Annotated in this window: 33 protein-coding genes; 11 read left to right on the top strand and 22 right to left on the bottom strand. The window is 41.3% G+C overall.

From position 1 onward, the window contains the following. Window positions 1–2: 2 nt before the first annotated feature. Window positions 3–1,016 (bottom strand): thiamine-phosphate kinase, encoded by a 1,014-nt coding sequence (thiL, locus tag AC5JL8_RS30970; RefSeq protein ID WP_495883508.1) that lies wholly within the window; start codon window positions 1,014–1,016, stop codon window positions 3–5. 118 nt (window positions 1,017–1,134) lie between these two features. Here thiL and AC5JL8_RS30975 point away from each other — a divergent pair, with 118 nt between their 5' ends. Beyond that, entirely contained in the window at window positions 1,135–1,707 is a 573-nt protein-coding gene (locus AC5JL8_RS30975; protein WP_495883509.1) for a Uma2 family endonuclease, read from the top strand. 115 nt (window positions 1,708–1,822) lie between these two features. On the opposite strand, the gene AC5JL8_RS30980 is transcribed toward AC5JL8_RS30975, so the two are convergent. Continuing rightward, the gene (locus tag AC5JL8_RS30980) at window positions 1,823–2,983 is read right to left on the bottom strand and encodes a peptidylprolyl isomerase (RefSeq protein WP_495883510.1); all 1,161 of its coding nucleotides are present in this window, start codon (window positions 2,981–2,983) and stop codon (window positions 1,823–1,825) included. A gap of 92 nt (window positions 2,984–3,075) precedes the next feature. Between AC5JL8_RS30980 and AC5JL8_RS30985 the strand changes: the two genes are divergently transcribed. The 4 genes from AC5JL8_RS30985 to AC5JL8_RS31000 all read left to right on the top strand — a co-directional run bounded on the left by AC5JL8_RS30985 (window position 3,076) and on the right by AC5JL8_RS31000 (window position 5,027). Further along, the gene (locus tag AC5JL8_RS30985; RefSeq protein WP_495883511.1) at window positions 3,076–3,312 is read left to right on the top strand and encodes a hypothetical protein; all 237 of its coding nucleotides are present in this window, start codon (window positions 3,076–3,078) and stop codon (window positions 3,310–3,312) included. A 79-nt stretch (window positions 3,313–3,391) separates the two neighbouring features. Further along, complete coding sequence (efp, locus tag AC5JL8_RS30990) at window positions 3,392–3,949, top strand: elongation factor P (protein WP_495883512.1); 558 nt, start codon at window positions 3,392–3,394, stop codon at window positions 3,947–3,949. 110 nt (window positions 3,950–4,059) lie between these two features. Next, on the top strand, window positions 4,060–4,617 hold the full coding sequence (gene accB, locus AC5JL8_RS30995; RefSeq protein WP_495883513.1) for an acetyl-CoA carboxylase biotin carboxyl carrier protein: 558 nt from the start codon (window positions 4,060–4,062) through the stop codon (window positions 4,615–4,617). Window positions 4,618–4,679: 62 nt separating this feature from the next. Next, window positions 4,680–5,027, top strand: a complete 348-nt coding sequence (locus tag AC5JL8_RS31000; RefSeq protein WP_495883514.1) for an ArsR/SmtB family transcription factor — start codon at window positions 4,680–4,682, stop codon at window positions 5,025–5,027. Between the two features lie 52 nt (window positions 5,028–5,079). Here the strand turns inward: AC5JL8_RS31000 and AC5JL8_RS31005 are convergent, their stop codons facing one another. Together AC5JL8_RS31005 and AC5JL8_RS31010 are read right to left on the bottom strand one after the other, a co-directional pair. Next, window positions 5,080–5,691, bottom strand: coding sequence for a GerMN domain-containing protein (locus tag AC5JL8_RS31005; protein WP_495883515.1), 612 nt, complete (start codon window positions 5,689–5,691; stop codon window positions 5,080–5,082). Window positions 5,692–5,969: 278 nt separating this feature from the next. Then, on the bottom strand, window positions 5,970–7,784 hold the full coding sequence (locus AC5JL8_RS31010; RefSeq protein ID WP_495883516.1) for a proline--tRNA ligase: 1,815 nt from the start codon (window positions 7,782–7,784) through the stop codon (window positions 5,970–5,972). Window positions 7,785–8,061: 277 nt separating this feature from the next. Between AC5JL8_RS31010 and AC5JL8_RS31015 the strand changes: the two genes are divergently transcribed. Then, window positions 8,062–9,465, top strand: a complete 1,404-nt coding sequence (locus AC5JL8_RS31015) for a 1-acyl-sn-glycerol-3-phosphate acyltransferase (RefSeq protein WP_495883517.1) — start codon at window positions 8,062–8,064, stop codon at window positions 9,463–9,465. A 57-nt stretch (window positions 9,466–9,522) separates the two neighbouring features. Further along, the gene (locus AC5JL8_RS31020) at window positions 9,523–9,765 is read left to right on the top strand and encodes a hypothetical protein (RefSeq protein WP_495883518.1); all 243 of its coding nucleotides are present in this window, start codon (window positions 9,523–9,525) and stop codon (window positions 9,763–9,765) included. Here AC5JL8_RS31020 and AC5JL8_RS31025 read toward each other — a convergent pair. The 15 genes from AC5JL8_RS31025 to AC5JL8_RS31095 all read right to left on the bottom strand — a co-directional run bounded on the left by AC5JL8_RS31025 (window position 9,732) and on the right by AC5JL8_RS31095 (window position 19,324). Continuing rightward, window positions 9,732–10,457 carry a Uma2 family endonuclease gene (locus AC5JL8_RS31025; protein WP_495883519.1) on the bottom strand — a complete coding sequence of 242 codons (726 nt, stop codon included), beginning with the start codon at window positions 10,455–10,457 and terminating at the stop codon, window positions 9,732–9,734. The genes AC5JL8_RS31020 and AC5JL8_RS31025 overlap by 34 nt on opposite strands. A 142-nt stretch (window positions 10,458–10,599) precedes the next feature. Next, a complete protein-coding gene (locus tag AC5JL8_RS31030) occupies window positions 10,600–11,070 on the bottom strand; it encodes a hypothetical protein (RefSeq protein ID WP_495883520.1) in 471 nt (156 codons plus the stop codon). A gap of 32 nt (window positions 11,071–11,102) precedes the next feature. Next, on the bottom strand, window positions 11,103–11,702 hold the full coding sequence (locus tag AC5JL8_RS31035; protein ID WP_495883521.1) for a hypothetical protein: 600 nt from the start codon (window positions 11,700–11,702) through the stop codon (window positions 11,103–11,105). Between the two features lie 305 nt (window positions 11,703–12,007). Then, window positions 12,008–12,205: a type II toxin-antitoxin system RelE family toxin gene (locus tag AC5JL8_RS31040; RefSeq protein ID WP_495883522.1), complete on the bottom strand. Its 198-nt coding sequence runs from the start codon at window positions 12,203–12,205 to the stop codon at window positions 12,008–12,010. A 25-nt stretch (window positions 12,206–12,230) separates the two neighbouring features. Next, a complete protein-coding gene (locus AC5JL8_RS31045) occupies window positions 12,231–12,479 on the bottom strand; it encodes a hypothetical protein (protein ID WP_495883523.1) in 249 nt (82 codons plus the stop codon). 89 nt (window positions 12,480–12,568) lie between these two features. Beyond that, entirely contained in the window at window positions 12,569–13,144 is a 576-nt protein-coding gene (locus AC5JL8_RS31050; RefSeq protein WP_495883524.1) for a Uma2 family endonuclease, read from the bottom strand. A gap of 117 nt (window positions 13,145–13,261) precedes the next feature. Continuing rightward, a complete protein-coding gene (locus AC5JL8_RS31055; protein ID WP_495883525.1) occupies window positions 13,262–13,801 on the bottom strand; it encodes a (2Fe-2S) ferredoxin domain-containing protein in 540 nt (179 codons plus the stop codon). A 139-nt stretch (window positions 13,802–13,940) separates the two neighbouring features. After that, window positions 13,941–14,144 (bottom strand): putative nitrogen fixation protein NifT, encoded by a 204-nt coding sequence (gene nifT / locus AC5JL8_RS31060; protein ID WP_495883526.1) that lies wholly within the window; start codon window positions 14,142–14,144, stop codon window positions 13,941–13,943. Beyond that, window positions 14,119–14,406, bottom strand: a complete 288-nt coding sequence (locus AC5JL8_RS31065; RefSeq protein WP_495883527.1) for a nitrogen fixation protein NifZ — start codon at window positions 14,404–14,406, stop codon at window positions 14,119–14,121. The genes nifT and AC5JL8_RS31065 overlap by 26 nt, the downstream gene beginning before the upstream one ends. Beyond that, on the bottom strand, window positions 14,393–15,526 hold the full coding sequence (gene nifV / locus AC5JL8_RS31070; protein WP_495883528.1) for a homocitrate synthase: 1,134 nt from the start codon (window positions 15,524–15,526) through the stop codon (window positions 14,393–14,395). The genes AC5JL8_RS31065 and nifV overlap by 14 nt, the downstream gene beginning before the upstream one ends. Window positions 15,527–15,916: 390 nt before the next feature. Continuing rightward, window positions 15,917–16,114, bottom strand: a complete 198-nt coding sequence (locus AC5JL8_RS31075) for a DUF2949 domain-containing protein (RefSeq protein WP_495883529.1) — start codon at window positions 16,112–16,114, stop codon at window positions 15,917–15,919. A 308-nt stretch (window positions 16,115–16,422) separates the two neighbouring features. Next, window positions 16,423–16,680, bottom strand: a complete 258-nt coding sequence (locus AC5JL8_RS31080) for an Asr1405/Asl0597 family protein (protein ID WP_495883530.1) — start codon at window positions 16,678–16,680, stop codon at window positions 16,423–16,425. 45 nt (window positions 16,681–16,725) lie between these two features. Continuing rightward, window positions 16,726–17,472 carry a serine O-acetyltransferase gene (gene cysE / locus AC5JL8_RS31085; RefSeq protein ID WP_495883741.1) on the bottom strand — a complete coding sequence of 249 codons (747 nt, stop codon included), beginning with the start codon at window positions 17,470–17,472 and terminating at the stop codon, window positions 16,726–16,728. Window positions 17,473–18,515: 1,043 nt separating this feature from the next. After that, window positions 18,516–18,992 carry a hypothetical protein gene (locus tag AC5JL8_RS31090; protein ID WP_495883531.1) on the bottom strand — a complete coding sequence of 159 codons (477 nt, stop codon included), beginning with the start codon at window positions 18,990–18,992 and terminating at the stop codon, window positions 18,516–18,518. Window positions 18,993–19,177: 185 nt separating this feature from the next. Then, the gene (locus AC5JL8_RS31095) at window positions 19,178–19,324 is read right to left on the bottom strand and encodes a type II toxin-antitoxin system RelE family toxin (RefSeq protein WP_495883742.1); all 147 of its coding nucleotides are present in this window, start codon (window positions 19,322–19,324) and stop codon (window positions 19,178–19,180) included. A gap of 77 nt (window positions 19,325–19,401) precedes the next feature. Here AC5JL8_RS31095 and AC5JL8_RS31100 point away from each other — a divergent pair, with 77 nt between their 5' ends. Beyond that, window positions 19,402–21,300, top strand: coding sequence for a tetratricopeptide repeat protein (locus tag AC5JL8_RS31100; protein WP_495883532.1), 1,899 nt, complete (start codon window positions 19,402–19,404; stop codon window positions 21,298–21,300). Between the two features lie 170 nt (window positions 21,301–21,470). Here the strand turns inward: AC5JL8_RS31100 and AC5JL8_RS31105 are convergent, their stop codons facing one another. After that, a complete protein-coding gene (locus AC5JL8_RS31105) occupies window positions 21,471–21,725 on the bottom strand; it encodes a DUF6887 family protein (protein ID WP_495883533.1) in 255 nt (84 codons plus the stop codon). Continuing rightward, entirely contained in the window at window positions 21,715–21,903 is a 189-nt protein-coding gene (locus AC5JL8_RS31110) for a DUF6888 family protein (RefSeq protein ID WP_495883534.1), read from the bottom strand. The genes AC5JL8_RS31105 and AC5JL8_RS31110 overlap by 11 nt, the downstream gene beginning before the upstream one ends. 318 nt (window positions 21,904–22,221) lie before the next feature. Between AC5JL8_RS31110 and AC5JL8_RS31115 the strand changes: the two genes are divergently transcribed. The 3 genes from AC5JL8_RS31115 to AC5JL8_RS31125 are packed head-to-tail and all read left to right on the top strand — an operon-like array spanning window position 22,222 to window position 23,950. Beyond that, the gene (locus AC5JL8_RS31115; RefSeq protein WP_495883743.1) at window positions 22,222–23,031 is read left to right on the top strand and encodes an Rpn family recombination-promoting nuclease/putative transposase; all 810 of its coding nucleotides are present in this window, start codon (window positions 22,222–22,224) and stop codon (window positions 23,029–23,031) included. A gap of 36 nt (window positions 23,032–23,067) precedes the next feature. Next, window positions 23,068–23,220, top strand: a complete 153-nt coding sequence (locus AC5JL8_RS31120) for a hypothetical protein (protein ID WP_495883535.1) — start codon at window positions 23,068–23,070, stop codon at window positions 23,218–23,220. A gap of 34 nt (window positions 23,221–23,254) precedes the next feature. After that, on the top strand, window positions 23,255–23,950 hold the full coding sequence (locus AC5JL8_RS31125) for a Uma2 family endonuclease (RefSeq protein WP_495883536.1): 696 nt from the start codon (window positions 23,255–23,257) through the stop codon (window positions 23,948–23,950). Between the two features lie 187 nt (window positions 23,951–24,137). On the opposite strand, the gene AC5JL8_RS31130 is transcribed toward AC5JL8_RS31125, so the two are convergent. Further along, the gene (locus tag AC5JL8_RS31130; protein ID WP_495883537.1) at window positions 24,138–25,082 is read right to left on the bottom strand and encodes an NAD(P)-dependent alcohol dehydrogenase; all 945 of its coding nucleotides are present in this window, start codon (window positions 25,080–25,082) and stop codon (window positions 24,138–24,140) included. Between the last annotated feature and the right edge of the window lie 815 nt (window positions 25,083–25,897).

Raw genomic sequence — 25,897 nt, forward strand, 5'->3', positions numbered from 1 at the left:
TACTAAAAATGTTGAAATCCCTGGCTAAAACTCAAAACTTGGTCAGGGATTTCTTTATTTGCATCTTGTAATATCACTGTTGCTTGTGATGTAATCGTGCCGATTATCGCTGCATCTTGACCTAGTTGTTGTACCAGAGTAGATGCTACATCTTGTGGCAAACACAGCACTAATTCAAAATCTTCGCCACCATACAGGGCATATTCCAGGGCTTGCTCTTTGGCTAACCAGTGATTAAAAGCTGCTGGTAATGGAATTTGCCTAACTTCTAGAATAGCCCCAACATTACTAGTGCGGCAGATTTGCAAAATAGCATCAGCCAAACCGTCACTGCTGTCCATACCTGCGACAGGGAGATGCGGTGATTGAGAGTAGGAATCTAAAATTTCCCAGAGGATAGGTAAGACATCTAATCGTGGCTGTGGACGCTGGTGTGCTTTGATAAGAGCCGCCTTTAACTCATCTTTGAGGCTTTGCCCTAATTCGGGATGCAAGAGCAGTTCTAAGCCAGCATGGGAGGCTCCATGAACACCCGTGACAACGATCGCTTCTCCTACCTGAGCAGATGAACGGCGGATAATCTGACTAGGGTGAACTTGACCAAAGGCAGTAATGGAGAGAGTAATCACAGGCGAGCGCACAATATCACCGCCCACAATCGGGGTATTGTAATTTTGCAGGCATTCTGTCATTCCTTGGTACAAGCGCTCAACCCAACTTATGCTTAAATCGCCAGGAAGTCCTAAGCCAACTGTAATCCCTAAAGGAGAAGCCCCCATTGCTGCTAAATCTGATAAATTGGCTGCTGCTGCTCGCCAACCAGCATCTTCTGGGGAGGTAGTGACATTACTAAAGTGTACACCATCAACTAATACGTCTGTTGTTACCACTAAAGATTTTTCAGGCGCAGTTACAAGCACTGCTGCATCATCTCCAATAATTTCTGCGGGACAAAAGCGTTGTAATTTTGCTAAAAGTCCTTGCTCGCCAATATGTTTAACTTGGTCATTTGTCATTGGTCATTAGTCATTTGTCATTAATCATTAGCTATTCTCCTGCTTTCTCATCTATCTGCCTTAGCACTCAGCACTTATCACAAGTTACGATAAAGCTATCGTCTAAGGGGCTGTGGGGATGGTCGCTACACCAGTAACAAATCTCACATTTGAAGAGTACTTAAACTATGGTGATGGCAGTGGTTTTCACTATGAACTGGTGGATGGCAGGCTGGAATTAATGAATTCCCCGACGGTTGAACATTTCTTGATTGCTAAATTCCTTGAGCAACTGCTGGATGCAGAAATCACACGGTTGAGTTTACCTTGGTTAACTTTTCGGGAAGCTGGAGTGAGGACGGGGAGAAATAAGTCTAGATTAACTGATTTGTGTGTGGTAACGCAGGAGCAAGCAAGAGAACTGATCAATGTATCAGCAGTCTTTGAGTCACCACCATTACTAATTGTTGAGGTGGTTAGTCCAGATTCAATCAAGCGGGACTATCGCTATAAGCGGTCTGAATATGCGGCGTTTGAAGTGCCGGAGTATTGGATTGTAGACCCTTTAGAACAGAAGATTTCCGTGCTGTTGCTGGAAGAGGGACTTTACGAAGAAACGGTGTTGACTGCCGACCAGAAGATTGTATCGCGGACGTTTCCAGAATTAGCGATCGCAGTTGAGCAAGTATTCAATTCAGGCAACCTCAGTTAGGGCATTGGGCATTGGATAAAGAAGACAAGGAGCATCGGGGATGGGGGGACAAGGAGCAAGAGTTAAACTGGAATTCCCCTTGTCCCCTTGTCCCCAGTCCCCAGTACCCAGCCCATTACGCTGCTTGCGGCTCAACCAAATTTTCTATTCCTTGAACGACAGTTGCTGACTCAATTTTGTCACCTGCCTTCAGTTGATCCAAAACTTCTTCGCCCTCGGTGAGATAGCCAAAAACGGCGTACCGACCATCCAACAGGTTACGTCCTGCTGGTGTAAGTTCCGGTTCAAACAGAAAGAAGAAAAATTGCGAAGAACCTCCATTCACTTCACCTTCAGGACGGGCCATCACCACAGCACCAAAGGAAGAAAAAGGTAAAACAGGCATATCAATGTAACGTCCTGCTTCTTCTAGAGTGATGCCATAAGTGGGTTCTTTATCACCTTCAACTAAAATTTCCAAGGGAATAGCACGGTATTTCCCAGTTTTTGGATCAACGAAACCTACATCTTTCCCTGGTGGATCTCCAGTTTGCAAAAAGTAAGATTCTTCTGAACGGGTGAATTCTAAACCGTTATAAAATCCGCGTTGCACCAAATCAACAAAGTTACCAGCAGTGACGGGGGCACTATAACCATCCACCACAACCGTTAGGTTGCCTTTGTTGGTTTTTATTTCTACTGTGGCACGACCTTTAAGTTGGGGTAAGTTACTGTACTCTTGAGGCACTTTAAAGGGAAATTCCTTCACCATCGCCTCTTCTAGCAGAGTAACAAGATTAAGCAATTTGGCACGTTCTTCTTGGATTTTTTCCTTATCCTTAACTTTTGCTAATTCTTGCAATGTATTCACACCAGACTGCAATTCAGCAATCCAAGCTTTCGCTTGGGGTTGGCGTTCTTTGGGAACGCTTGCTAGGATTTTGTCAGGTTGATCGAGAACTCTGGAGGCTTGGCTAAGGTCTTTGGAGATAGCACCCCAACGCCGATTCGCCCGTAGTTGGTTGGAGATATCTTCTAAACTGGCTTGCAGTTGCCGCACAGGTTTATTGTCTATTGGGAGTGCATACCGCAACAGAGATCTGCCGTCAGTAATCGCATTCCCAGCTGGCAGGGCGGCGCTACTGGAGGGAGTCCACCCAGCTGTACTTATGCCTAAAAATATTGTTACCAGCAGTATTGCCATGAGGCTGTTCTTCAGCCAGGATTTTAATAAGTTAAACATGGTATGGCTTAAATGCAGCATCAAATTGTTGACTGGACGTAACCCATCAATCATCTTCCCACAGTATTGGGGGCTGAGGACTAGGGATTAGGGATTAGGGACTAGGGACTGGGAAGGGGACAAGGGGAGGGGGAGCAGGGGAGACAATGGGACAAGGTGAGACAGCGCTCTTGGTAGGGTTTCCAACGCCAGTCGCTCATGGGGGAGACCCCCAAGACCGCGCTGGCTTCTCCGCAGGCGACTGCGTACACGCGAAGCGGGTTCTCGAAGAGTACCCGAAGGGGGACAAGGGGAATTCCAGATTAACTCTTGCTCCTTGTCCTCCCATCCCCCATGCTCCTTGTCTTCTTTATCCAATGCCCAATGCCCAATCCCTGGACTAATTACTCAATGACTAATAACCAATGACGACCCTTGAGGGGTACAATAAATGCCGATTGTCTTCCAAAACTTGAAAGCTTCATGATCTCTAGTAACGACTTTCGACCCGGTGTCTCGATTGTATTAGATGGGTCTGTATGGCGAGTGGTAGAATTTCTCCACGTTAAGCCAGGTAAAGGCTCCGCTTTCGTAAGGACAAAACTGAAAAATGTCCAGAGTGGGAGTGTAGTGGAAAGAACTTTCCGGGCGGGGGAAACAGTACCACAAGCTAATCTCGAAAAAAGTACAATGCAGCATACCTATAAAGAAGGTGATGAATTCGTCTTTATGGATATGGAAACTTACGAAGAAGGCAGATTGAGCGCGACGCAAATTGGCGATCGCGTAAAATACCTTAAAGAAGGTATGGAAGTTAACGTCGTCCGTTGGGGCGAACAAGTACTAGAAGTGGAACTGCCTAACTCTGTAGTTCTGGAAATTGTACAAACAGATCCGGGTGTTAAAGGTGACACCGCCACGGGTGGTACTAAACCAGCAACTGTAGAAACTGGGGCAACTGTGATGGTTCCCTTATTTATTGCTCAAGGAGAACGTATCCGTATTGATACCCGCGACGATAAATACTTAGGCAGGGAATAACTGTTAACTCTCTCATCTGAGAGCCATCCCGATTTCAATCCCTTTATAGGGATTAAATCCCTGCCACACTTAAAATTTTTCTTTACGGACAGGTCGAGGTAATAATAACTGTGCCATTGGACTTTAATGAAATTCGCCAACTGCTGGCAACTATTGCACAAACAGATATCGCAGAAGTCACCCTCAAAAGCGAAGACTTTGAACTAACGGTACGTAAAGCTGTTAGCTTCAGTAATCACGTTGTGTCGGTGAGCCAAACAGCGTTAGGCGGTGTGGCTGGTTCAGGATTGACATCGGTTTCACCTACTGGTTCCCAGACAGGATCAACTCCGGTAACGGAGATGGGGACAAGTCGCGTATTAGAAACCACCACGACTGGCTCTAGTGTGCAGTTGTCAGTAAACGCTCCCTCATCGATTGATCAGAGATTAGTAGAAGTACCTTCTCCAATGGTGGGAACGTTTTATCGCGCTCCCGCACCGGGTGAGGCTGCCTTTGTAGAAGTGGGCGATCGCGTCCGCAGCGGTCAAACAGTCTGTATCATTGAAGCTATGAAGCTGATGAATGAGATTGAGGCTGAAGTATCGGGACAGGTGATGGAAATTTTGGTGCAAAACGGAGAACCTGTAGAATATGGTCAGCCTTTAATGCGAATTAACCCTGATTAAGTATTAATCTATATATGACATGAGTCATTGTTAAAATTGTCAGTTCGCGCGGGTTAATCCTGATGAAACAAGTGTTGCCTGTACCACCCGAAGTGGTGCAACAAGTAGCTGAATACTTCAGTCTGTTAAGTGAACCGATGCGCCTTCGGTTGTTGCACTTACTACGGGATGAAGAAAAATGCGTACAAGAATTGGTAGAGGCAACACAGACTTCACAGGCAAATGTGTCAAAACACTTAAAGGTAATGTGGCAAGCAGGTATCCTCAGCCGCCGCAGTGAAGGAACCTGCGCCTACTACCGGGTGGAAGATCAAATGATTTTTGAATTATGTAATCGGGTTTGCGATCGCCTCGCTACTCGCTTAGAACAGCAAGCCCATAATTTTCGTGTGTTAAATAGCAAACTCTAAGTCAGTTATCAGTTATCAGCCTGATTACTGTTCACTGATTACTGACCACTGACTAAAGCGGATAGTTGTTCTTAAAGCTTTCACGTGTCATTGGCTGTTGCAATTCCACGCCTTCGCCACCTAAAACTTCTAACGGTTTTCCGTTGACTTCAACATAAACTTTGGCGTTAGGATTTAAAGTAGTAGCAGTGTAAACAACTTGCCCTACACGACCCACCATTGAACTACTGCCACCGCCACTAGTAAAATCTTCAGATAAATTTACACGAACTTCATCATTTTCTACCTTCAATCCCAACAGCTTAGTACCTTTGGGAATAGTAGTAGAATCTGACCCTTTTGTAGGCCCTGCTAATAAATTTTGAAAAGCTTTTTCTAAAACTTGGTTAGGCTGGACAGCAGCTACTCTAACGGACTGGGGAGCTAGTTGCAAATTTCTACCATTGTCTTTTAGCCAATAAATATTAGCAGTTTGCTCTTGACCAGGTTGTGTTGTTGATGGCTGTCCTGGCTGGTTTAATGTTTGCGAAGAATTTGGCGGTGTAGGAGGATTACTAGAATTCCAAGTCAGCCAAGCCACGCCGCCACTTACCGCTACGACTGCTGCTGAGACAGCTGCAATTACACCTGACGAATTACGATTAGATCCTTGTTGGTCTTTCATATTTAAACCTGTTTCACTGATGGCTGAGATGGTCTTTGTGGGAAGAGCAGCCTGATTATGGACGATACTAATAACTGGAGAGTTTCCAAACACCTAGAGTAGGGCTATTTTTATCAAAAATGCTCCCATTCCTGTTTCTGTGGGACTTACATTCAATTTTAGAAGTCCCACTTCTAGTCGTCACCTTTTAAGAGGTGTAAATCTCTAATTTCTTAAGGTTTTTGGCAATGAAATGATAAAGGAACGCTGAGTATTGAAACTTCTGCGCTCCTTAATGTCTAATTTTTCACATCTATCGCTGCCGTAATCCACTGTTTGAGTGTTGTTGTAACTTCCTCAATGATAATTTCTTGAGATTTACGATTTGCTCTTTCTACAACTTCAACTTTGCCATTAGCGATCGCTCGTCCAGTTACAATTCTATAAGGTATGCCAATCAAGTCAGCATCTTTAAATTTCACCCCTGCTCTTTCATCTCTGTCATCAAGTAAAGTTTCAATTCCTGCTTGATTGAGTTCTTTGTAGAGTTTTTGAGCGATTTCGACTTGTTGGGCATCGTTAATGTTAGGAATTGTCACAATGGCGTGATAAGGTGCGATCGCCACTGGCCAAATAATCCCATCTTTATCGTAAGATTGCTCTACAGCAGACTGCGCCAAGCGCGATACACCCACACCATAACAACCCATTAATAGCGGTTTTTCTTCCCCTTGTTCATTGGTATAAGTTGCTCCCATCGCTTGGGAATACTTTGTACCTAATTGGAAAATGTGTCCTACTTCAATACCACGGGCACTTTGTAAGGTTTGTTCTGGGTTATGAAGGGCGCGATCGCCTCGTCTTGCCTTGCGTATATCTACCACTAATTCTGGCAATTTAAATTGCTCACCCCAATTAGCTCCAACTACGTGATAGCCAGCCTCATTTGCCCCTGTAACAAAGTTTTTTAACTCAACAGCAGTTTTATCCACCAATCGCAAAAACTTGGAATGTACCTGTTTATCGCCCTTAACATATTCATCAGCAATATCAGGTGCAATATAGCCTAAAGGCAGAGATTTAGCTGCCCATGTACCTTGTGCTTCGGCGCTAGGTACATTCAAAGCAATAATAGTTTTAGCACCGTAATTAGAAGCTAGTTTGGTCAATTCATTTTGCAACTTGACCTCATTAACTTCTTGATCCCCTCTAATACTTACCAGAACCAACACTGTCATCCCATTGTCATAAACTGTCTGGTAAAGGACATTTTTCACGACTTGGGTAGAAGAACATTTAAGGAATTTACAGACTGTTTCAATGGTGTCTGTTCCAGGTGTATCGCGTTTCTCATAGCTTGTAAACTGTGAGGTTACGGCATCAGCTGGTAAAGAAACAGCTTTTTCCACATTGGCGGCGTATTTGCCATCTTCGGTGTAGAGAACTTCGTCTTCTCCCGCTTCCGCCAGTACCATAAATTCTGTAGAACCAGAACCACCAATAGCGCCAGAGTCAGCTTCAACTGCACGAAAAGCCAAACCAGAACGCCGCAGCATATTGCTGTAAGCTTTGTACATATCTTGGTAAGTGGCTTTGAGGCTGTCTTCATCGATATGGAAGGAGTAGCCGTCCTTCATGATAAATTCCCGTCCGCGCATCAAACCAAAGCGGGGACGAATTTCATCGCGGAATTTAGTTTGAATTTGGTAGAGATGCAGTGGTAGCTGACGGTAAGAGCGAATCATATCACCAGCGATCGTGGTGATCACTTCCTCATGCGTCGGCCCTAACCCTAATTGTTGTTCGCGGCGGTCAATGAGGGAGAACATAATCCCCTCAGCTTTCGTGTAAGTATCCCAACGTCCCGATTCTTTCCATAAGTCAGCAGGTTGTAATTGGGGTAACAAACATTCTTGCGCGCCTGTAGCGTTCATTTCTTCGCGTACAATTTGGGAAACTTTTTGCAGTACCCGCCACATCAGCGGTAAATACGCGTAAATACCGCTACCGATGCGACGAATATAACCTGCACGCAGTAATAATTTATGGCTGGGAATCTCCGCATCAGCTGGATCATCCCGGAGTGTAACGAATAACATTTGTGACAGTCGCATCGTTTATTCCCTTTCCCGAATCACTAATTTCTATGTCAACTAAAGTATGAAGTATCAAGGATGAAGTACAACGTATAAATTGTTATTGGTTTTTCATTTTTGCTAATAGTCTTCTGCTTTGAAAGAGCGCTGAGTCGCGAGTCCTGAGTTTTGAACCGTGAGTTAAGAATCAGAAATTCTCTCCTTATCCCCTTGTCCCCAGTCCCCAGTCCCTAATCCCCAGTCCCCAATCCCCACCCCAATCCCTTTTTTACCGCAACTTTAGGAGAAAACTACCTTGTCTAATGCAATTTACCAAGCACAACCACCTCTGGAATTTATTCCTCCGAAATTTAACCCCTTATTACTTCAATTGACGCACCTGTTACTACCAAGCTGGATTAGTTGGCAAACACCAATTACCCAAATTGAAGCAGACAACGTAGAGATTTTGGCGGATCTCTATCATCAGTTTCAAGAGGGTAATACCCGTTTTTTGCTAGCATTTCGCCATCCTAAAACAGACGATCCACTTTGTTTAGGTTATTTGCTTTCGCAACTCGTGCCCAAGGTAGCACGAGAGCAAGGCATAAAAATCCAACCTCCAATTCATGCTCATTTTATCTACGATCGCGGCATTCCTCTATGGGCTGGTTCCCATATCGGCTGGCTGGCTTCTCATTTAGGTGGTACTCCCATTCAACGGGGTAAGGCTGACTGGAATGGTTTGCGTTCGGCGCGTGACTTATTTGCCAATGGGAAATTCCCTATGGCTGCTGCGCCAGAAGGAGCCACCAATGGTCTATCGGAAATTATCAGTCCTCTGGAACCCGGTATTGCTCAACTAGGCTTTTGGTGTGCTGAAGATTTGCACAAAGCTGGACGCACTGAACAGGTTTTAATTGTACCAGTTGGAATTAAATATAGTTATGTTGCTGCTCCTTGGGGTGCGATCGCACAGCTTTTAAGTGAATTAGAAGCGGCTAGTGGTTTACCTGTAAATCCATCGTCAAACGGCAATAGTGCAACTATCGAGTCCCTTTATCCCCGGTTGTTGACTTTAGCAGAACATTTATTAACTTTGATGGAAAAGTTCTACACGCGCTTTTATCATCAAAAGTTGCCAGAACCCATAATCACACCTGAAGAAAGCGTTGATCGCAATGAATTGTTAAAAGTTCGCTTGCAAGCATTGTTGCATATAGCACTACAAATATCCGAGCATTATTTTGATTTGCAATCCAAAGGCGCTTGGAATGATCGTTGTCGGCGGGTGGAACAAGCTGGTTGGAATTATATTTTTAGAGAAGACTTTAAGGATATCAAAGCATTATCGCCTATCGAACGAGCATTAGGCGATCGCGTTGCCGAAGAAGCAAACCAACGGATGTGGCACATGCGATTAGTAGAAAGTTTCGTTGCCGTTTCTGGTAATTACATCAAAGCAAAACCAACGGCAGAAAGGTTCGCTGAAACAACCTTACTTTTGAGGGACATGGTAAATAAAATTCAGGGCACTAACAACCCATTTCGGCGTCCGCAATTGGGTAAGCAACAAGTAAAAATTAGCATTGGTGAACCGATATCTGTTTCTGAGCGTTACCCAGTTTATAAAACGAATCGCTTAGGTGCAAAGCAAGCTGTGACTGAATTGACCAATGATTTACAGCACGCAATGGAGGGTTTGATTGCAAAGGAATGATGATAAACAACTTACAATATTCACAATGAAGAATATAGCACTCTAGAGAAGATTTATATGTCTTTAGATTCTTACGAACAGCAGGCTTCTGTCAGCAACACAAAAACTGATGAGAAGGAGAAAAGCTACATGACTAGCGAGGAAATTAAAGCAGGTTCAAGATTGATAATGACTCATGCTCAAAGGCAAGCTTTTCTGAAAACATCTGCTTTGGGGCAACTATTTGGAATTGCACATTTACTTTCAAATTCTACCCAAGACGAAAATTATTCAGACAATTCCCCAAATCGTTCTCGGTAACGCTGTAAAAGTTGTTCAGCTATTTCTCGTTGCTGGCGTTCTTGTTCAGCGCGAAGGCTTGCTTGTTCTGCAACTTCTTCTGGAGTGGAAAATCTATTACCTTGCTCATCAAACCAATATAGCCATTGGCGCTGCCATCCTTCATGAATACCTTGACCTCTACCAATCCCTAAACCTATTTCAGGCATCCATACAGGTTCACCAATCTGACGCAAATATTCTCCATTTTCTAAGCGATAAACCTCAAATGGTTCATGCTTATCACGCTGATAATCATTAGGGTTGTAAATCACATAATACAACACACCCAATTGAGCATAAGCTGTCATTTTATTGTCGTATTCTCCCCCGTAAGTTTGGGAAACAACCTCTAAAACTAACATTGGGGGAATGTTATTTTCTTCTAATAAAACATAGCTTAACCGTCCCTTAGGATCGTTTTTTCGGCGTGGTACTCCGATGCTTAAAAAGCCATCTGGAATTATGGGAGTTCGCCGGATTTGACGAGTGCGATCATAAATTCCCATATCAACACCAAAAAACCAGTCCCAACGGTCTTGCCAAATTAAAGCTAAGATTGCTTTTAATAAGTTGGGAATGAGGTTTTGTAGTTCGTTATCCACTGGGGTGTCGTCGGAGCAAGGTAACTCTTCTGAAGATGGAAGATACTCAGGTGCGTTGTAGTCCAGCATGACGACTTCTATGGAAAATTAGTAATTAAGCGTCCGCTGACTTCACATTAATAAAATACCAGTATCAGCGGAGTAAGCCAATAAATTCTTTTATTATAGCGTGTATACACTCTATAATGCTTGGGGTATTTGTTTTTGCATTTCAAGGCTTCCAAGGAAGATGAAGATAATTTTTTTGGACTTCTTCTAGTGCTTTTATTGATTCAAAAAAGTATTTTTTAATAGAACAAACATGGTTTTCTTCAGATATAAATTCTTGCAAGCTTTTACAATAAAAAATACTTGACCAATCTTTAGTAAGGTTTAAATTGCATGGAGTCCACTTTGTAGATGTTTCATTGACTATTTTTTTCATAGTTTCAATAATTTCTGGGCGTTTTACACATCCCGGAGAAACTTCCAAACATATACCAAGATAAGGATGTTCAGTCAAACTATCTGGATTTAAATTAAAATATCCAAGACCGCACCAGAAATCCATAGTTCTACTAGAAAAATTAGTATTAATTATATATCTATTTTGAGACTTCCACTGATACAAACTATCTTGCCCAGAGCCTATAAAAGCTTTTTTAAATTCTTTGTTTACATCTTCGTTAAGAGTTGCTTCCATAAAGTTCAATGTTTTCTTAAAGTTGATCATTGTTAATATGTCAAGAGTGAAAGCTGATTAGTATGAGCCATTCTGTTAACCTCCATAAACATTAATATTTCTTTCGCTAAGGTATCAGTGATGCGTTTGTTTAAGAAACTAAAAAACTGAAACCATCTCAGTTGATAAAATTTGACATTTAAAGGTACCTCAAATAGGTAATCAGAAGAATATAAAATTTTAGATGAAGTTTTAGGTTCGTATTCACGGGTAATATAAACCAAACTTCGATATCTAAAGTTTTCTTTTGGTAAAGAATCAAGAATTTCAGCGTATCTTTTGAGTTGGCCTTCTCCTTCTACAGATCCAATCTTTGATTCAATAAAAACTATATCTGTCTTTAAACCATTTGATAGTTCAACCACAATATCAGGTCTACTGTCTTGTGTATGGTTTACTAGTCGCTTATATTCTTGTTGAGTTAAAATTTTAATGTTGCTATAACTATCATCAGTAATAATTGAGTGATGTTTTAGCCAAGCAATTAAAATATCTTTATTGAGGGAGAAAAAATAAGCAACAATCTCAGTAAAAAAGTCTTCAAGTGGTTTATTGGCTGAATGCAGATTGAGTAAATTGATAAATAAAGACATTTAACTTAAAACTAATTGTAGTAATTTTGTAAATATTAGAAATAAGATCAGCATTTGGAGTGTGTTACCCGATCGCGTAACACACCTTACGATTAATGAGATTGCAATAGTTTTAACTCAGGCGATCGCTTGTTGACAAGGGTGCTGACAATACCAACAATAAATAAAGGGTAAAACTCTTTACCCTTTAAAAATAAATGTATACATTTAAAAAGAAGCTTAGATTTAAGTTAAGTGATTTTCCAACAGAGATGCGATCGCAAATTTATAAATTATTTTCTATAAACATCTTTGCGATGCTTGCACTACAAAAGTCGCACAAGTTGACTTTCATCATCAATCTCATAGCGAACTCTATAATCACCAACTCGGATGCGATACTCGTTATCAGAGGCTTTTAATTTGACAACTCCATCAGGACGTGGTTCATCTGCAAGATTTTGTATTTTCTCAACAACGCGCTCTGTAACATCATTTGGCAAGTCGTCAATCTGCTTTTGCACGACTTTGAAATAACAACAGTGAGCTTCATGATGCTTGATCTGAGCGTTTAGCAAGGTACTGATCTATAGTCATGTACTCACCAACTGCATACTCAGTACGAACGGCTTGAATTTCTGCTTGCGTTTCTGCATCATCTTCGTAAAGCGCTTCTTCGGCTTCAAAAATTTGTTGCTCAATTATCTCTTGCAATTGGCGTTTTTCTTCTAAATTAAGGGAGAATATTGCTGCTGCTAAATCTTCTAAGGAGAGTTGTAGTTTAACAATGGCTGGCATATTTTTGCTTTTAGTATTATTGGTTTTGATGAATGATTGAGGGCTGCTATATTACTTCTAAAATTCCTTCATTTCTCAATCCTAATGCTTTACCCAGGAAATACCCTGGATAAGTCCAATACTAAATCACTAAAATTTGGCAGATTAAGTGATTCATTAGGCAGAAAAATTACCTTGCGGCGATAACCAAATTTGCCTTGTAAAGCTTGATAAGGCTCGCTGTAGCACTCTAGATAATTATCTACTAAATTAAATATCCAATAATCAGAAATACCTGCTTGTGCATAAAGAGGTAGTTTTTCCTCTTGGTCATATTTCAACGATGAATCGGCAATCTCGATTAAAAGTAAAATATCAGATGGGCTAGGATGAGCAGAAAGGTAGTTATCATCCACATTACGAACAATTGCTAAATCTGGTTCAGGTTCGCTGTATTCAGGAATAATAATTGGTTGTTGTCCTCTTACTAAGGCGTTGTCTCCTAAGAGCTTAATTAACTCTCTAAATAAAAGAGTTTCACAAACAGAGTGCGGTGTACCTTTAGCTACCATCTGGATTATTTCACCCTTAATTAGCTCAACTCGGTCATCTTCCCCAAAGAAACCGAGTTCTGCCAGACGGTGATATTCAGCTATAGTAAAGCGTTTAGCGCTGGTGAGGCTCATAACGAATATAGGAGGGAATGCAGAGTTATTTGCATCTTACACTTTTACATAAAAAATAGGCGGAATAGGAGCTTACCCTTTCCACCTGTAAAGTTTAATTAGCAATAACTTTGCAAATTAAGTGAAGTGATTTTCTAGCAAAGATGCGATCGCTTCTGGATGGATTTTTTTGTATTGTTTTTTACCAATGCGGACTACACAGTTGGGTGCGCTGCTGCAACGTTTTTGGCAGCCTGTATGTTCGATTGTAACTTTGTCTAGCAAACCGCGATCGCACAAAGTTTTTTCTAATTCTGACAATAAACCTTTACCACCCCGCTTCAAGCAACCCGACTTTTGACAAACCATAATCTTGGCTTTGGGTTGAGTTGGTAAATCTTCAATTGGACACACACCAATTGATTTCACCTGATGAGCTTTAAGTTTAACTTGACCAGTATGCGGATTTAATTTACAAATACCGCAAACACGAATCTGCTCACCAGGTACTAAAGATAAACCTACAGAACGGCGCAATTCTTTAGGAAGTTTAATTTCCACATCCCCGGATGGAATTGCTACTCGTAAATATTTAAGTTTGCCTGATTCATCGCCAACAAAGCCTAAAAATATCCCTTCTATATTCAATTCCGATATTGTCAGATATTTGTCACCCATATTCAGCAATTCAACTTTCCAAATAAAAAATAATTAACCCCATTAGCTTGGGGTTCTGTTGCTCATCTAAAGGAAGAAGGAAGAAGGAAAAATCTATCTTTTACCTTTTACCTTCTTTATTTACTGTCATGTCAGAATTTTATGCGAGACGTTTAGCTTCTACAGTTTGAGGTAAATTTTTTTGGTCTGGAAATTCACGAAACTCTAATTCCCAACCATTAGCTAAGGTGAGAATCTTCCCCTCTGCGCCGTCTGTTTCTTTGACTACTTCTTCTTCTAAATCTTTTTTAGCGACGTAAGCAATCAATTTACCGGCGTTATTCATCCGTAGCATTACTTTCATGAATTTCCTCAACAGATTCTAGTTCTTTTTTGCGGCAACCGATGACGAACCCTGTATCTAAGAAATGCACAGCATAGATATAGGATCTCTGCAAATATGTGCCTATACTTGCAACGTAGCCAGTCTCTCCCTTTTTGGCTAAAACTACCCCAATATCTTGGCCGGGAAATGTGCCATCGTTTTTAATCAGCTTGCGTAGTCGTACTTTTTCGCCGATTTCAAAAACGGGTGGTAAGTCAAGCTCTAACTCATCGGGTTGCATGAGAATACCTCTGATCTCGGACTAAATTCAACAGTTCTTCTGTGGTGAGGCTGCGTTTTTTCTGGACTGACTGCTGGCGCACTGCATCTAAAACAGTTTGGGTTTCTTGCGAATTGAGAAAAATACCATGTTGTTCTAATAAGTTAGACACTAAATGGCGACCAGAATGTTTACCAATCACTAAACGTCTTTCCCAACCTACTTCTTCAGGAGCAAATGGTTCGTAAGTAACAGGGTTTTGCAGCACACCATGAGCATGAATTCCAGATTCGTGAGCGAAGGTATTTTCGCCAACGATTGCTTTCCAAGGTGGTACACTGCAACCTGATGCTGAAGCCACAAGTTGAGATAGTTCCAGCAATCGAGGGGTATCAATGCCCAAATTCACGCCGTAGATGCGTTTAACAGCCATAACAACTTCTTCTAAAGCTGCATTTCCAGCTCTTTCACCCAAGCCGTTGACTGTAGTATTTACTGATGCAGCTCCAGCTTGGATACCAGCAAGAGCATTGGCAGTAGCCAGACCAAAATCATTGTGGGTGTGGATTTCTACGGGAATCGTCAAAGCTGATGCCAATCGCTTGACTTTGTTGTAGGTAGTAAAAGGGTCGAGAACTCCTACAGTGTCGCAAAAGCGGAACCGTGATGCACCCCATTCTTGAGCATACAGGGCTACGTCTAAGAGGAAGTTTTCATCAGCTCTTGAGGAATCTTCTCCCCCTACTGCTACCCAAAGACCATTATCAACAGCGAAGCTTACACAGTCTTTGAGCTTTTGCAAACTTACTCGCCATTGACCATGAAATTTGGCAGCAATTTGGATACCAGAAACGGGAATAGCAATATGAACTCGCTGTAAACCGCAGACCATAGAAGCCTTAATATCAGATATTACAGCACGGTTCCAGGCTAGCAGTTTGGCTTGCAAACCTAAGTTATAAATTGCTGATATCGCACGTGTTTCTTCTTCGCCCATTGCTGGAATACCGACTTCTAATTCGGGAACACCAATGGTATCGAGAAACTTAGCGATCGCAACTTTCTCTTCTAAGTTAAAAGCAACACCAGCTGCTTGTTCACCATCACGTAATGTAGTGTCATTAATGAGGATTTGATTCATCTCTAACATCTCTCTATGGGAATTATTCTTAATATTGTTTCTTGATTGCATCACTGGTTGTCTGCAATCGCTAGTAATGGTAAATGCCTATATAAATCTCAAAGGTGAGCGGTAAATGCTTAAGAATCTTATAAGACATGATTCATGACTCTTAATTATGCTCCTATTACCAACTTCACATCTGTATGACAGGGAACCAAAAGCAGGTATCATTTGCAAATTGTTTTTACAGTTGAAAATCAGGAGCTTGCAAAGTAGCAAATAGTTGATTTCAAGTAAAATTTTAAACTTGGCAATTATGCTGCAAACCATAGCCATACTTGACTTATTTCCCATAATTAGTTTGTATCCGGGCTGATGTTCACGCTATAACTTAGAGGTGAAAACTAGTTAAATTTGGTCATCTAGCCAATCGAAAATCCGCTCAAGTTGCTCTAAATCAACTAGCCCATACTGCCAAAGAAGCATTGGTAAAGGGCCGTTATCTAACTCACGGTGTCGTAACGCGACAGAAATATCTGCACTGGAAAGTTCGAGTTCATTATGTAAAAAATTGAGAAATTGTATATCGCTGTTACGGATGACCATAATTGGACTTTAAACTTCAGAACTGTGGCGAAATTAAAAATAATAAATTCCCACCTATACTTGGTAATTTCAATTTTTAATTGCCAGAATATGTCAGGAAAACTTTAAATCTAGCAGTTCGGATCAAACCCGAAGTGAAGCGTTACTTCTTACAGTCTGCAATAAAATTTCCTAGCGAACAGTAACTTCAACTTCCAAACCTATTAGGTGATTATGCATTGGGGATTGAGCATGGGGACTGGGGACTGGGGACTGGGGACAAGGAGACAAGGAGAGTAACTAATAACTATTTACTCAGCACTCAGCACTCAGCACTCAGGACTATTATTCCAGCAACGCTCTAGCCAGTCTATTAATTCGTGGCGAGAAGCGAGACATTGCATAACAGTGCTGCGAATTAGAATTGCTTCAACGCAATTATTGACTCGCACTCGTAAAGAACCATCAGCCGGACAGGAACTGTTAATCTTTAACTCTTGCAAGCGGTGATAGATTCGCCAGCGATCGCTCAAAGGAATGTGCAAAACTTGATCGCCTAAAGCATCGTAACTACTGGGTGGCAACATAAGCAATTCAAAATTTAAAATGTTGGAACAACGATTTGACGAGTTTTACTGTCTTACCTCATCTTTCTTCTGGCTACTGAGGCTTTGCAGTTGTTGTTCAAGTTGCTCAATGCGGGAAAGCAAAGAGCGAATCATGCTGGCTTCAACATCGGGTAGCTTACCGTGTTCTAGAGGTTCGCCTTGATTGCGAGAAATAATGCGTCCAGGAATTCCGACGACGGTAGAATCTGTAGGGACATCCCGCAACACAACCGAACCTGCGCCAACCCGGACGCGATCGCCTATTTGAATATTGCCTAAAACTTTCGCACCCGCACCTACAACAACATTTTTGCCGACAGTAGGATGGCGCTTACCGCTTTCTTTGCCAGTACCACCGAGAGTAACACCTTGATAAATCAGCGTGTAGTCCCCCACAATAGCAGTTTCGCCAATGACAACACCCATACCGTGGTCGATAAACACGCCCTTACCAATCTTTGCACCTGGGTGAATTTCAATTCCTGTGAAAAATCTTCCCAGGTGAGAAATCAAGCGGGGAAAGAAAGCTACTCCTCGCTGGTGCAACCAATGGGCAAGACGATGCAAACAGATTGCGTGCAAACCAGGGTAACAAAATATTACCTCTAACCAATTACGGGCTGCTGGATCGCGCTCAAAAATAATGCGAAAATCACTCAATAATGGCTCAAAAAAATAGCCAGAGAGTAGATTTTTCAGCAGGAAGGTATTTGCAGAATCCGGCTTACTTGCAGTCTTGGAATTTTTGATACTATCTAATATCTGTTGCATCGGTACTGTCTGGTTCAAAAAGCCGTGTGCTATTTTTCTGCTTATATCAGGCGGCTTGTAAGGGGACAGTAAAACCAATGTCTATTGGATTTATTGGATTAATTAATGTTGTACTCATACCCCTTAACCCCCATTACAGCGAAATTTCAAATTTGTCTTGGGGTAGGGGCGCTAGCTTTTCACAATAGGGGTACTAGTATTTATCAGGTAGGGGGTTAAGAATTTCTCTACTCATCACTAAACCCTCTAGCTGTAACACTTTGCAATCATTTATAGAACTTATTTTGCAATATATTAAACTGTACTCAACTGCTAAGAAAAATGAGGTACAAGGGGCAACGAAGGGAATATCTGTATATCGAGTTACGTTTCCTATTTTATAATTTTGCTATTAAAAAAACCTAATTTCTTCACTTTCTTTTAGTATTTGTTGTCTGTAAATATATATACTTTTTAAATTAATTTGTTGCCAAGAAGGGTGTTTTATTTCACGCAGAGGCGCAGAGACGCAGAGAGGAACGTCAAAGATTTTGAGCGAATAATTCTTGGTGAACTTGGCGCTTTTGGTGGTTGGTAAAAAAAAATACACTGGTCTAATTGCGCTTGCGATCGCAATTATCAGCACAAGCAAGTTACATTGTAATTGAATAATGGAGTTCTGAGCCTCATTAATGGAGTTCTAAGCCTCATTAATGAGTATCTAAGACTGATTAATGGAGCTCTGAGCCTCATTAATGAGTATCCAAGACTGATTAATGGAGCTCTGAGCCTCATTAATGAGTATCCAAGACTGATTAATGGAGTTCTGAGCCTCATTAATGAGTATTCAAGACTGATTAATGGAGTTCTAAGCTTCATTAATGAAGTTCTGAGCCTCATTAATGAGTATCTAAGACTGATTAATGGAGTTCCAAGCCTCATTACAGTATTTTTTATCTATGTAGACCATACTCTTACCTTCTTCTTTGCGCCTTTGCGCCTTTGCGTAAGGTAAAAAAATTGACTTGTTCTACTTGAAAATAGCTGTAATAAGGATTAATTGCTCACGAACCAGATGCGGCTTTAGTCGGTCTACCTTTGATAGCTTTAAAGCGTTCACCTAATTGTTCAGCGACAGTTTTTAGACCTGGAGTTTTTTTTGCAGCCGTCTTTACATAGTCATAAACGGTCAAACTGCTGGTCATAGCTTCGCTACCAACTGCCAGTAGAGTATCATCTACTTGTTCAGTAATTTGGCGCATTGAGATTAAAACTTCGGTGAGTGCGGTGGCTAATTGATAATCCCGGACAAGTTCCTCAACCTTAAAGCTAGCTGGGAGAATTTCACGGTTCGACTGAGCAACGGTAATGCTATTGTTCACAAAGGCGAGACTTTTATCACCCATTTTTACTAAGCTACGCCGTTCTTCGTTGCTGAGAGTGATTAAAAAGGGTAACTTTCTTTGGATAGTCTGTAGCGCGGCTTTAATTTCTTGGATATCTTTTGGTGAAAGGGAGCCTGTGATGTTTTGATACGCCATCGTATTATTACTGTGTTAATTCTAGGGTTAAGTAGCAATATTTGCTACGTATAAAATGCCCAGAATGAGGATGCGATCGCACATTTTCTCGTAATTTTCAGTAATAAAATACTTTAGACGCGAACCTTAGTCATTCATCTTTATTCATAAACATCTCGTCGATGAGCAATAGTATTTACAATGACCTAGTTTGTTTCATCATCGACTTGATAAATTACTCGATAGTCCCCGATGCAACAACGGTAGTAGCCTACCAAGTCACCTTTGAGAGGCTTAATATTAGGGTGAAACCGAGGATTTTGTTCTAATTGCTCAAAACATCTGGCAATTATCTAATATTTTGCGGGTTTTATCGGGAGTTGGTTGCGGTTGAGGGATAATAAATACACTTGCCCATAAAAGCACAGTTATGACTTGCTGCCTAAATCCAGCTTGCCAGAACCCGCCAAACCCTGATGGCACAATGTTTTGCTCTAACTGCGGTACAGGACTAGTAGTGCTAAGAAACCGCTATCGCCCAATTAAATCATTAGGTGGTGGGGGATTTGGTAAAACTTATTTGGCAGAAGATACAGACAAACTAAATGAGCATTGTGTCATCAAGCAATTTGCACCGCAAGTCCAGGGAACTGGCGCATTAAATAAAGCAACAGAACTATTTGATCAAGAAGCAAGGCGACTGCAACAGTTAGGAGAACATCCACAAATACCTACACTGTTGGCGTATTTTGAGCAAGATAATCGTCTGTATTTAGTGCAGCAATTTATCAACGGACAGAATTTATTGGCTGAATTACAACAGCAGGGAACTTTCAACGAGCAAAAACTCAGAGAATTATTGCTTGATTTGTTAGATATTCTCAAAACAGTTCATCAACACAAAGTCATTCACCGCGATATCAAACCAGAAAATATCATTCGTCGCGGTGATGGTAAATTGGTGCTGATTGACTTTGGTGCATCCAAGCAACTGACAGCAACGGTGATGACTCAACCAGGAACCACCATCGGTTCTTTTGGGTATGCGCCACTGGAACAGATGCAGGGTGGTGAAGCTTACCCAGCAAGTGATTTATATAGTGTGGGTGCAACTTGCTTTCACCTATTGAGTGGAATTCCCCCTTGGGAGTTGTGGAAACGACAAGGTTATGGCTGGGTTGCTAATTGGAGACAGCATTTACAGCAAAGCGTGAGTCAGAATTTGGGGCGTGTGCTGGATAAGTTGTTGCAAGAACAATACCAGCAGCGTTATCAGTCGGCTGAGGAAGTTTTACAAGATTTAAATCCACCGCTACCACCGCCACCACCGCCACCACCCCGCCAAAAAAATTCTATTCCTATATATCTTGTTGTTATTCCATTAATTGTATTGATGGGTGCTGGTACTTTTTATTTGCTAGGACTGACAAATCCAGTAAGAATAGAACAGAAAAGTGCTAATACTTACTATAAGGAAGGATTAGAAAAATACAACAACAAAGATTTTCGCGGTGCAATTGAAGATTACAACTCTGCCATCAAAATCAATCCTAACTATGCAAATGCTTACATCGGACGAGGTTTAGCTCGCTCTGATTTAGGAGATAAGCAAGCAGCAATTGAAGATTACAACTCTGCCATCAAAATCAATCCCAACTATGCACTTGCTTACTACAACCGGGGTATTGTTCGCTCTGATTTAGGAGATAAGCAAGCAGCAATTGAAGACTACACCCAAGCCATTAAAATTAATCCCAACTATGCACTTGCTTACAACAACCGGGGTTTAGCTCGCTCTGATTTAGGAGATAACCAAGCAGCAATTGAAGACTATACCCAAGCCATCAAAATTAATTCCAACTATGCACTTGCTTACTACAACCGGGGTATTGCTCGCTCTGATTTAGGAGATAACCAAGCAGCAATTGAAGACTACACCCAAGCCATCAAAATCAATCCCTACTATGCAAATGCTTACAACAACCGGGGTATTGCTCGCTCTGATTTAGGAGATAATCAAGCTGCAATTGTAGATTACAACTCTGCCATCAAAATCAATCCCAACTATGAACTTGCTTACTACAACCGGGGTTTAGCTCGCTCTAATTTAGGAGATAATCAAGCTGCAATTGTAGATTACAACTCTGCCATCAAAATCAATCCCAACTATGCAAATGCTTACTACAACAGGGGTAATGCTCGTTCTGCTTTAGGAGATAAGCAAGCAGCAATTGTAGATTTTCGTAAATCTGCCGATTTGTATAAGCAACAAGGAAAAGAAAGTGCCTATCAAGATGCTCTAAACCGCATTAAACAACTTGAGAAATAACCAGATTGCCGAGTTGTTAACAAAATCAGTAATATTTTCGCAAAAGGGAAAAATTATAGTAATTAGGATTAATCAAGATGATCTGGATCTATGTTGAGCGATGTCTAACGACAAGCCGCTATGCGTCTACGCACAGGTAACAAGTAAAATTTACCAACAATACAGGACTATTAATCCTGATTATTCTTCTCTTGCTGGACTCTTTGAGCGTTAGCGAAGCTGAACGAAGTTATCGCTTCTTCAATTATCCCAATATTCTCTTCTATAGGTTGACCATTTTCAGTAAACATCGACGGATATATAATTGCTTCTGAGTCGGGAGTACGCCGACTAAATAGAATTTCCAACGCTTCTATATCTTCCCGATGAGCAAGCACATATGCTCTCAATTCTTTGGTGGACATTTGAGCAAAATTAGGTTTCATTGACAAATCTCCAAGTTCCATCACGAAATACAAGAATTTGCAGTTCATCACCTGCCAAAATAAACACATTGCCAGTTATGTCACTAAAACGGAATAGCTGAATTTCCCGGTAGAAATTGGACAAGTACTGGCAAATAATCACACACATAAGTGGTTGCCGGGTTGTAGGATATAGCAATCCGATTTGATTTCTGAATCACTCGTAGAGGTAAGGGACTGGGGATTGGGGACTGGGGACTGGGAAGAAGGAATAAAGGTGTACTGAATTTTGTTCAAAAATCAAATATGAGTTTTATATATATTCTTTTCCTCAATTGTGACATAAATAATATTAAGCCTTACAGTGTTAAACAATCTCGGTTTACACCGGAATAATTGCCGCGATCGCACACAACTCGAATTCGTAATTTGTAATACGTTACAAGAGCAAGTAAATAACAGTTACTGCAATGATAAAATCGCTACAGCTAAAAACTATGCTACAACAACATCCAGAGTGAAAACCGACAGCATATTTTATCGCCTATTTCAAGAATTCCCCAGCATCTTCTTTCAACTAATTGGCAACCCTCCCGAAACCGCTAACATATATCAATTTGCTTCAGTTGAAATCAAACAAACTGCTTTTAGAATCGACGGTGTATTTCTGCCCACCCAAGATGAAGAAAGCCCGATTTATTTTGTAGAAGTCCAATTTCAGCCAGACTCTGATATTTACTTGCGCCTGGTATCGGAAATTTGTTTATACTTACGCCAGAATCAACGTAAAAATCCTTGGCGGGGAGTGGTGATTTATCCTAGTAGAGATATAGATATAGCTGATAAAGAAGATTTCTTAGAATTCTTTCAAAGTCAGCGGATCAGTCTAATTTACTTAGATGAATTAGGCGAAACTGCATCACTACCGCTAGGCATTGCTACGATAAAATTAGTGGTTGAAGAGGAAGATACAGCCATTAGCACCGCCAGGGAATTAATCAACCGTACCCAGCAAGCCGTAAATTTGCAACTCCCACAAAAACAATTACTAGAATTAATAGAGACAATCCTAGTTTATAAATTTCCGAAAATGAGTCAAAAGGAGATAGAAGCAATGTTTGGTTTAAGTGAATTGAAGCAAACACGAGTTTATCAAGAAGCTAGAGAAGAAGGTGAACAGAAAGGTCGTTTGGAAGCAAAATTAGAAGCTGTACCTAAGTTTTTAGCACTGGGTTTAACTGTGGAACAGATAGCACAGGCGTTGGATTTGGACATTGCACAAGTACAGCAAGTAGCACAGCAAACGCGTGGGCGTAGCCAGCCGTAGGCATCGCAGGAATAAAATGCACAAGAGCGATGTCTGGTGACAAGCCCTACCCTTCGGGAACGTCTTCGACGAACGGGTTCGGCAGTTGCTACCCTGCGGGAATGCTTTCAGCGAACAAGTCGGGGAACCCGCAAGGGCGGACTGCCGAACCGCTTTGCGCTTACGCATCCAACCTTGTCTAAACTATAAATAACAGCAAAACCCCATACTTGGAGGTGCAGTAGTGGTACAACAAGTCACACCAGAAAACACCATCGAAGTCATCTACCCGGAAAGCGACGGACAGCCAATGGCAGATAATACAGAACAATTTGCATGGATTGTCAAAATTAAAGAAAATTTAGAAATTTTATTTGCATCGCAAGCTGATGTATTTATCGCCGGAGATTTGTTTTGGTATCCAGTTCAAGGAAACCCTAATATTAAACAAGCACCGGATACAATGGTAGTCTTTGGTAGACCAAAAGGAAAACGGGGTTCCTATTTACAGTGGGATGAAGATAATATACCCCCACAGGTAGTATTTGAAATACTATCGCCAGGTAACACCCTCAAAGAAATGACCAAAAAATTGCAGTTTTATCAACGTTACGGTGTAGAAGAATATTATATTTACGATCCGGATAAGAACGATTTAAATGGCTTGCTTCGTTCTGAGGAGAGTTTTGAAGTTATCGAAGAGATGAATGGCTGGGTAAGTCCGCGTTTGGGAATACGTTTTCAACTAACACCTGATACTCTGGAAATTGTTTCTCCTACCGGACAAAAGTTTTTGTCACCTGTAGAAATTGACTCTTTACGAGAACAGGAACGTCAAGCGAAGGAAGCGGCTTTACAAGAATTGGAAAAAGAGCGCGATCGCTATCAAGAATTGTTAGCTAAACTCAAAGAAAAGGGAATTGACACAGATAATTTGTAATTGCTGTTAGAGTTAATGCTTCGCCATCCAAAACTCAAAATTTGGCTTCATATACAAACCTCCATAGAATAAAAACAAACCACAGACAAACACCAATAATTTTTCTGTGATTAGACTTCAAATCCCTAAACTTTTTGTAAAAATCCTATTTCTGCGCTCTCTTCTGCATGAGATAAAAAATTACACATCAACTAGTAACAGCGATCGCAATTTTCCCCACAGCCCGCTCACTTTCGCTATACGCATGAGCCTGTGCTAGTTCTGGTAGTGGATAGGTGCGGTCAATCACAGTGCGAACTCTACCCGCCTCAATCAAATCTTTTAAATAAACTAAATCTTGAGTATTAGGCTTTTCCACAACTAATTTAGCTTTTTGACCAGGCAAGAATGCTGTCAAGACACTCTGCACCAACACTTCAGGGGTAGGTAAAGTTGTCACATAAACCCCATTTGGCTTTAGAACTTTTTGACACATAGAAAACGAACGCTTGGCCACTGTATCAAAAACGATGTCGTACTTTATCGCCTCTGTGGTGAAGTCTTGTTGCGTGTAGTCAATAACGCGGTTTGCTCCCAGAGATTTAACAAACTCCAAATTTTTGGTACTGCAAACACCCGTCACCTCTGTTCCCAAGGCTTTGGCAATTTGCACTGCAAATATACCCACCCCACCCGCAGCACCATTAATCAAAACTGTCTGTCCAGCTTGAATATTACCCAGATCGCGTAAAGCTTGCAGCGCTGTTAGTGCAGCTAAGGGTACTGTGGCTGCTTCTTCATAGCTCAAATTCGTTGGTTTGGGCACTGCCAAATTTTCGGGAATGGCGGCAAATTCCGCGTAAGCACCGCCAGGGAAGCTAGTGCTGCCATAAATGGCATCTCCTGGTTGAAAACGGGTAACTTGCGAACCTACAGAAACCACTTCTCCCGCCACATCAAAGCCCAAAATCATCGGGAAGCTGATACCTGTAAGCACACTCAACATTCCCTGGCGGATTTTCCAATCAACGGGATTAACGCTACTGGCGTGGACTTTCACTAGTAATTGATCGGGTTTAATTTGCGGTTGCTGCCAATCTTCGTAATGCAAAACATCAGTGGCTCCATAGCCTCGCATAAGGGCTGCTTTCATAGTTTTTGCCTTTAATCTCAGTTTAGCGATCGCCTGCAATTTGTGCTTCAAATAACTGTTTATCTAATCTGTAAATTCTGCTGCTATTTGAAGGCGAATTTTATTTTAATTTTATATAGAAAAATTAAGTTTTGCCAGAAATTTTCATTAGCCTTGCTCTTTTCATAAGCTTGGAACCCTTGCTATATAAAAGTTATATGCGATAGTTAATATCATTATTAGCTAAAAACTTAAGAAAATATGAATTACATTTTTCCCTAAAAAAAAATGATATGTTGGATACAGAATTGAATTTCGCACGTATCTGGAGTAGGCTACGTCGTGCTACTCCAGTTTTTCCCCCCTCAATCCCCTGTAAATGCTGGCTTTGGGTGAGGTTTGGGGGAAATTTGAGTACAGCCAAAAACGCCCACAAAGAATTTGAAATAGCGCTCAAACCCTTGCTGGTATTGAGTATTCGCTGAGTACAAAGAAATCCTGTACCCCACTCCAGAAATACTCGTACCCCAATAGGAAAATACTCGTACCTCTACCCGAAATAAAATTTTTTAATTCTTGAAATAACTGATAAACAAGGGTTTGAGGATTTGAGTACAAGCTTAATAAATCCAATAAATTCTATCCTACATAGACATACTGCCGGAGTGAGAGACGGCTGATATAAATCTTTTATCGCCAATCACTTAACGCTTCTAAGCAAAAGCGAAGAGTGACTGGAGGGATGAGATAGCACCATGCCTCTATGAATAGAAGTCGCGGCTGTACGCACAAACTCTACCCACGACCCAAACGTTGACACACACCAGCCGAGAATC

The sequence above is a fragment of the Mojavia sp. genome (assembly GCF_059505145.1).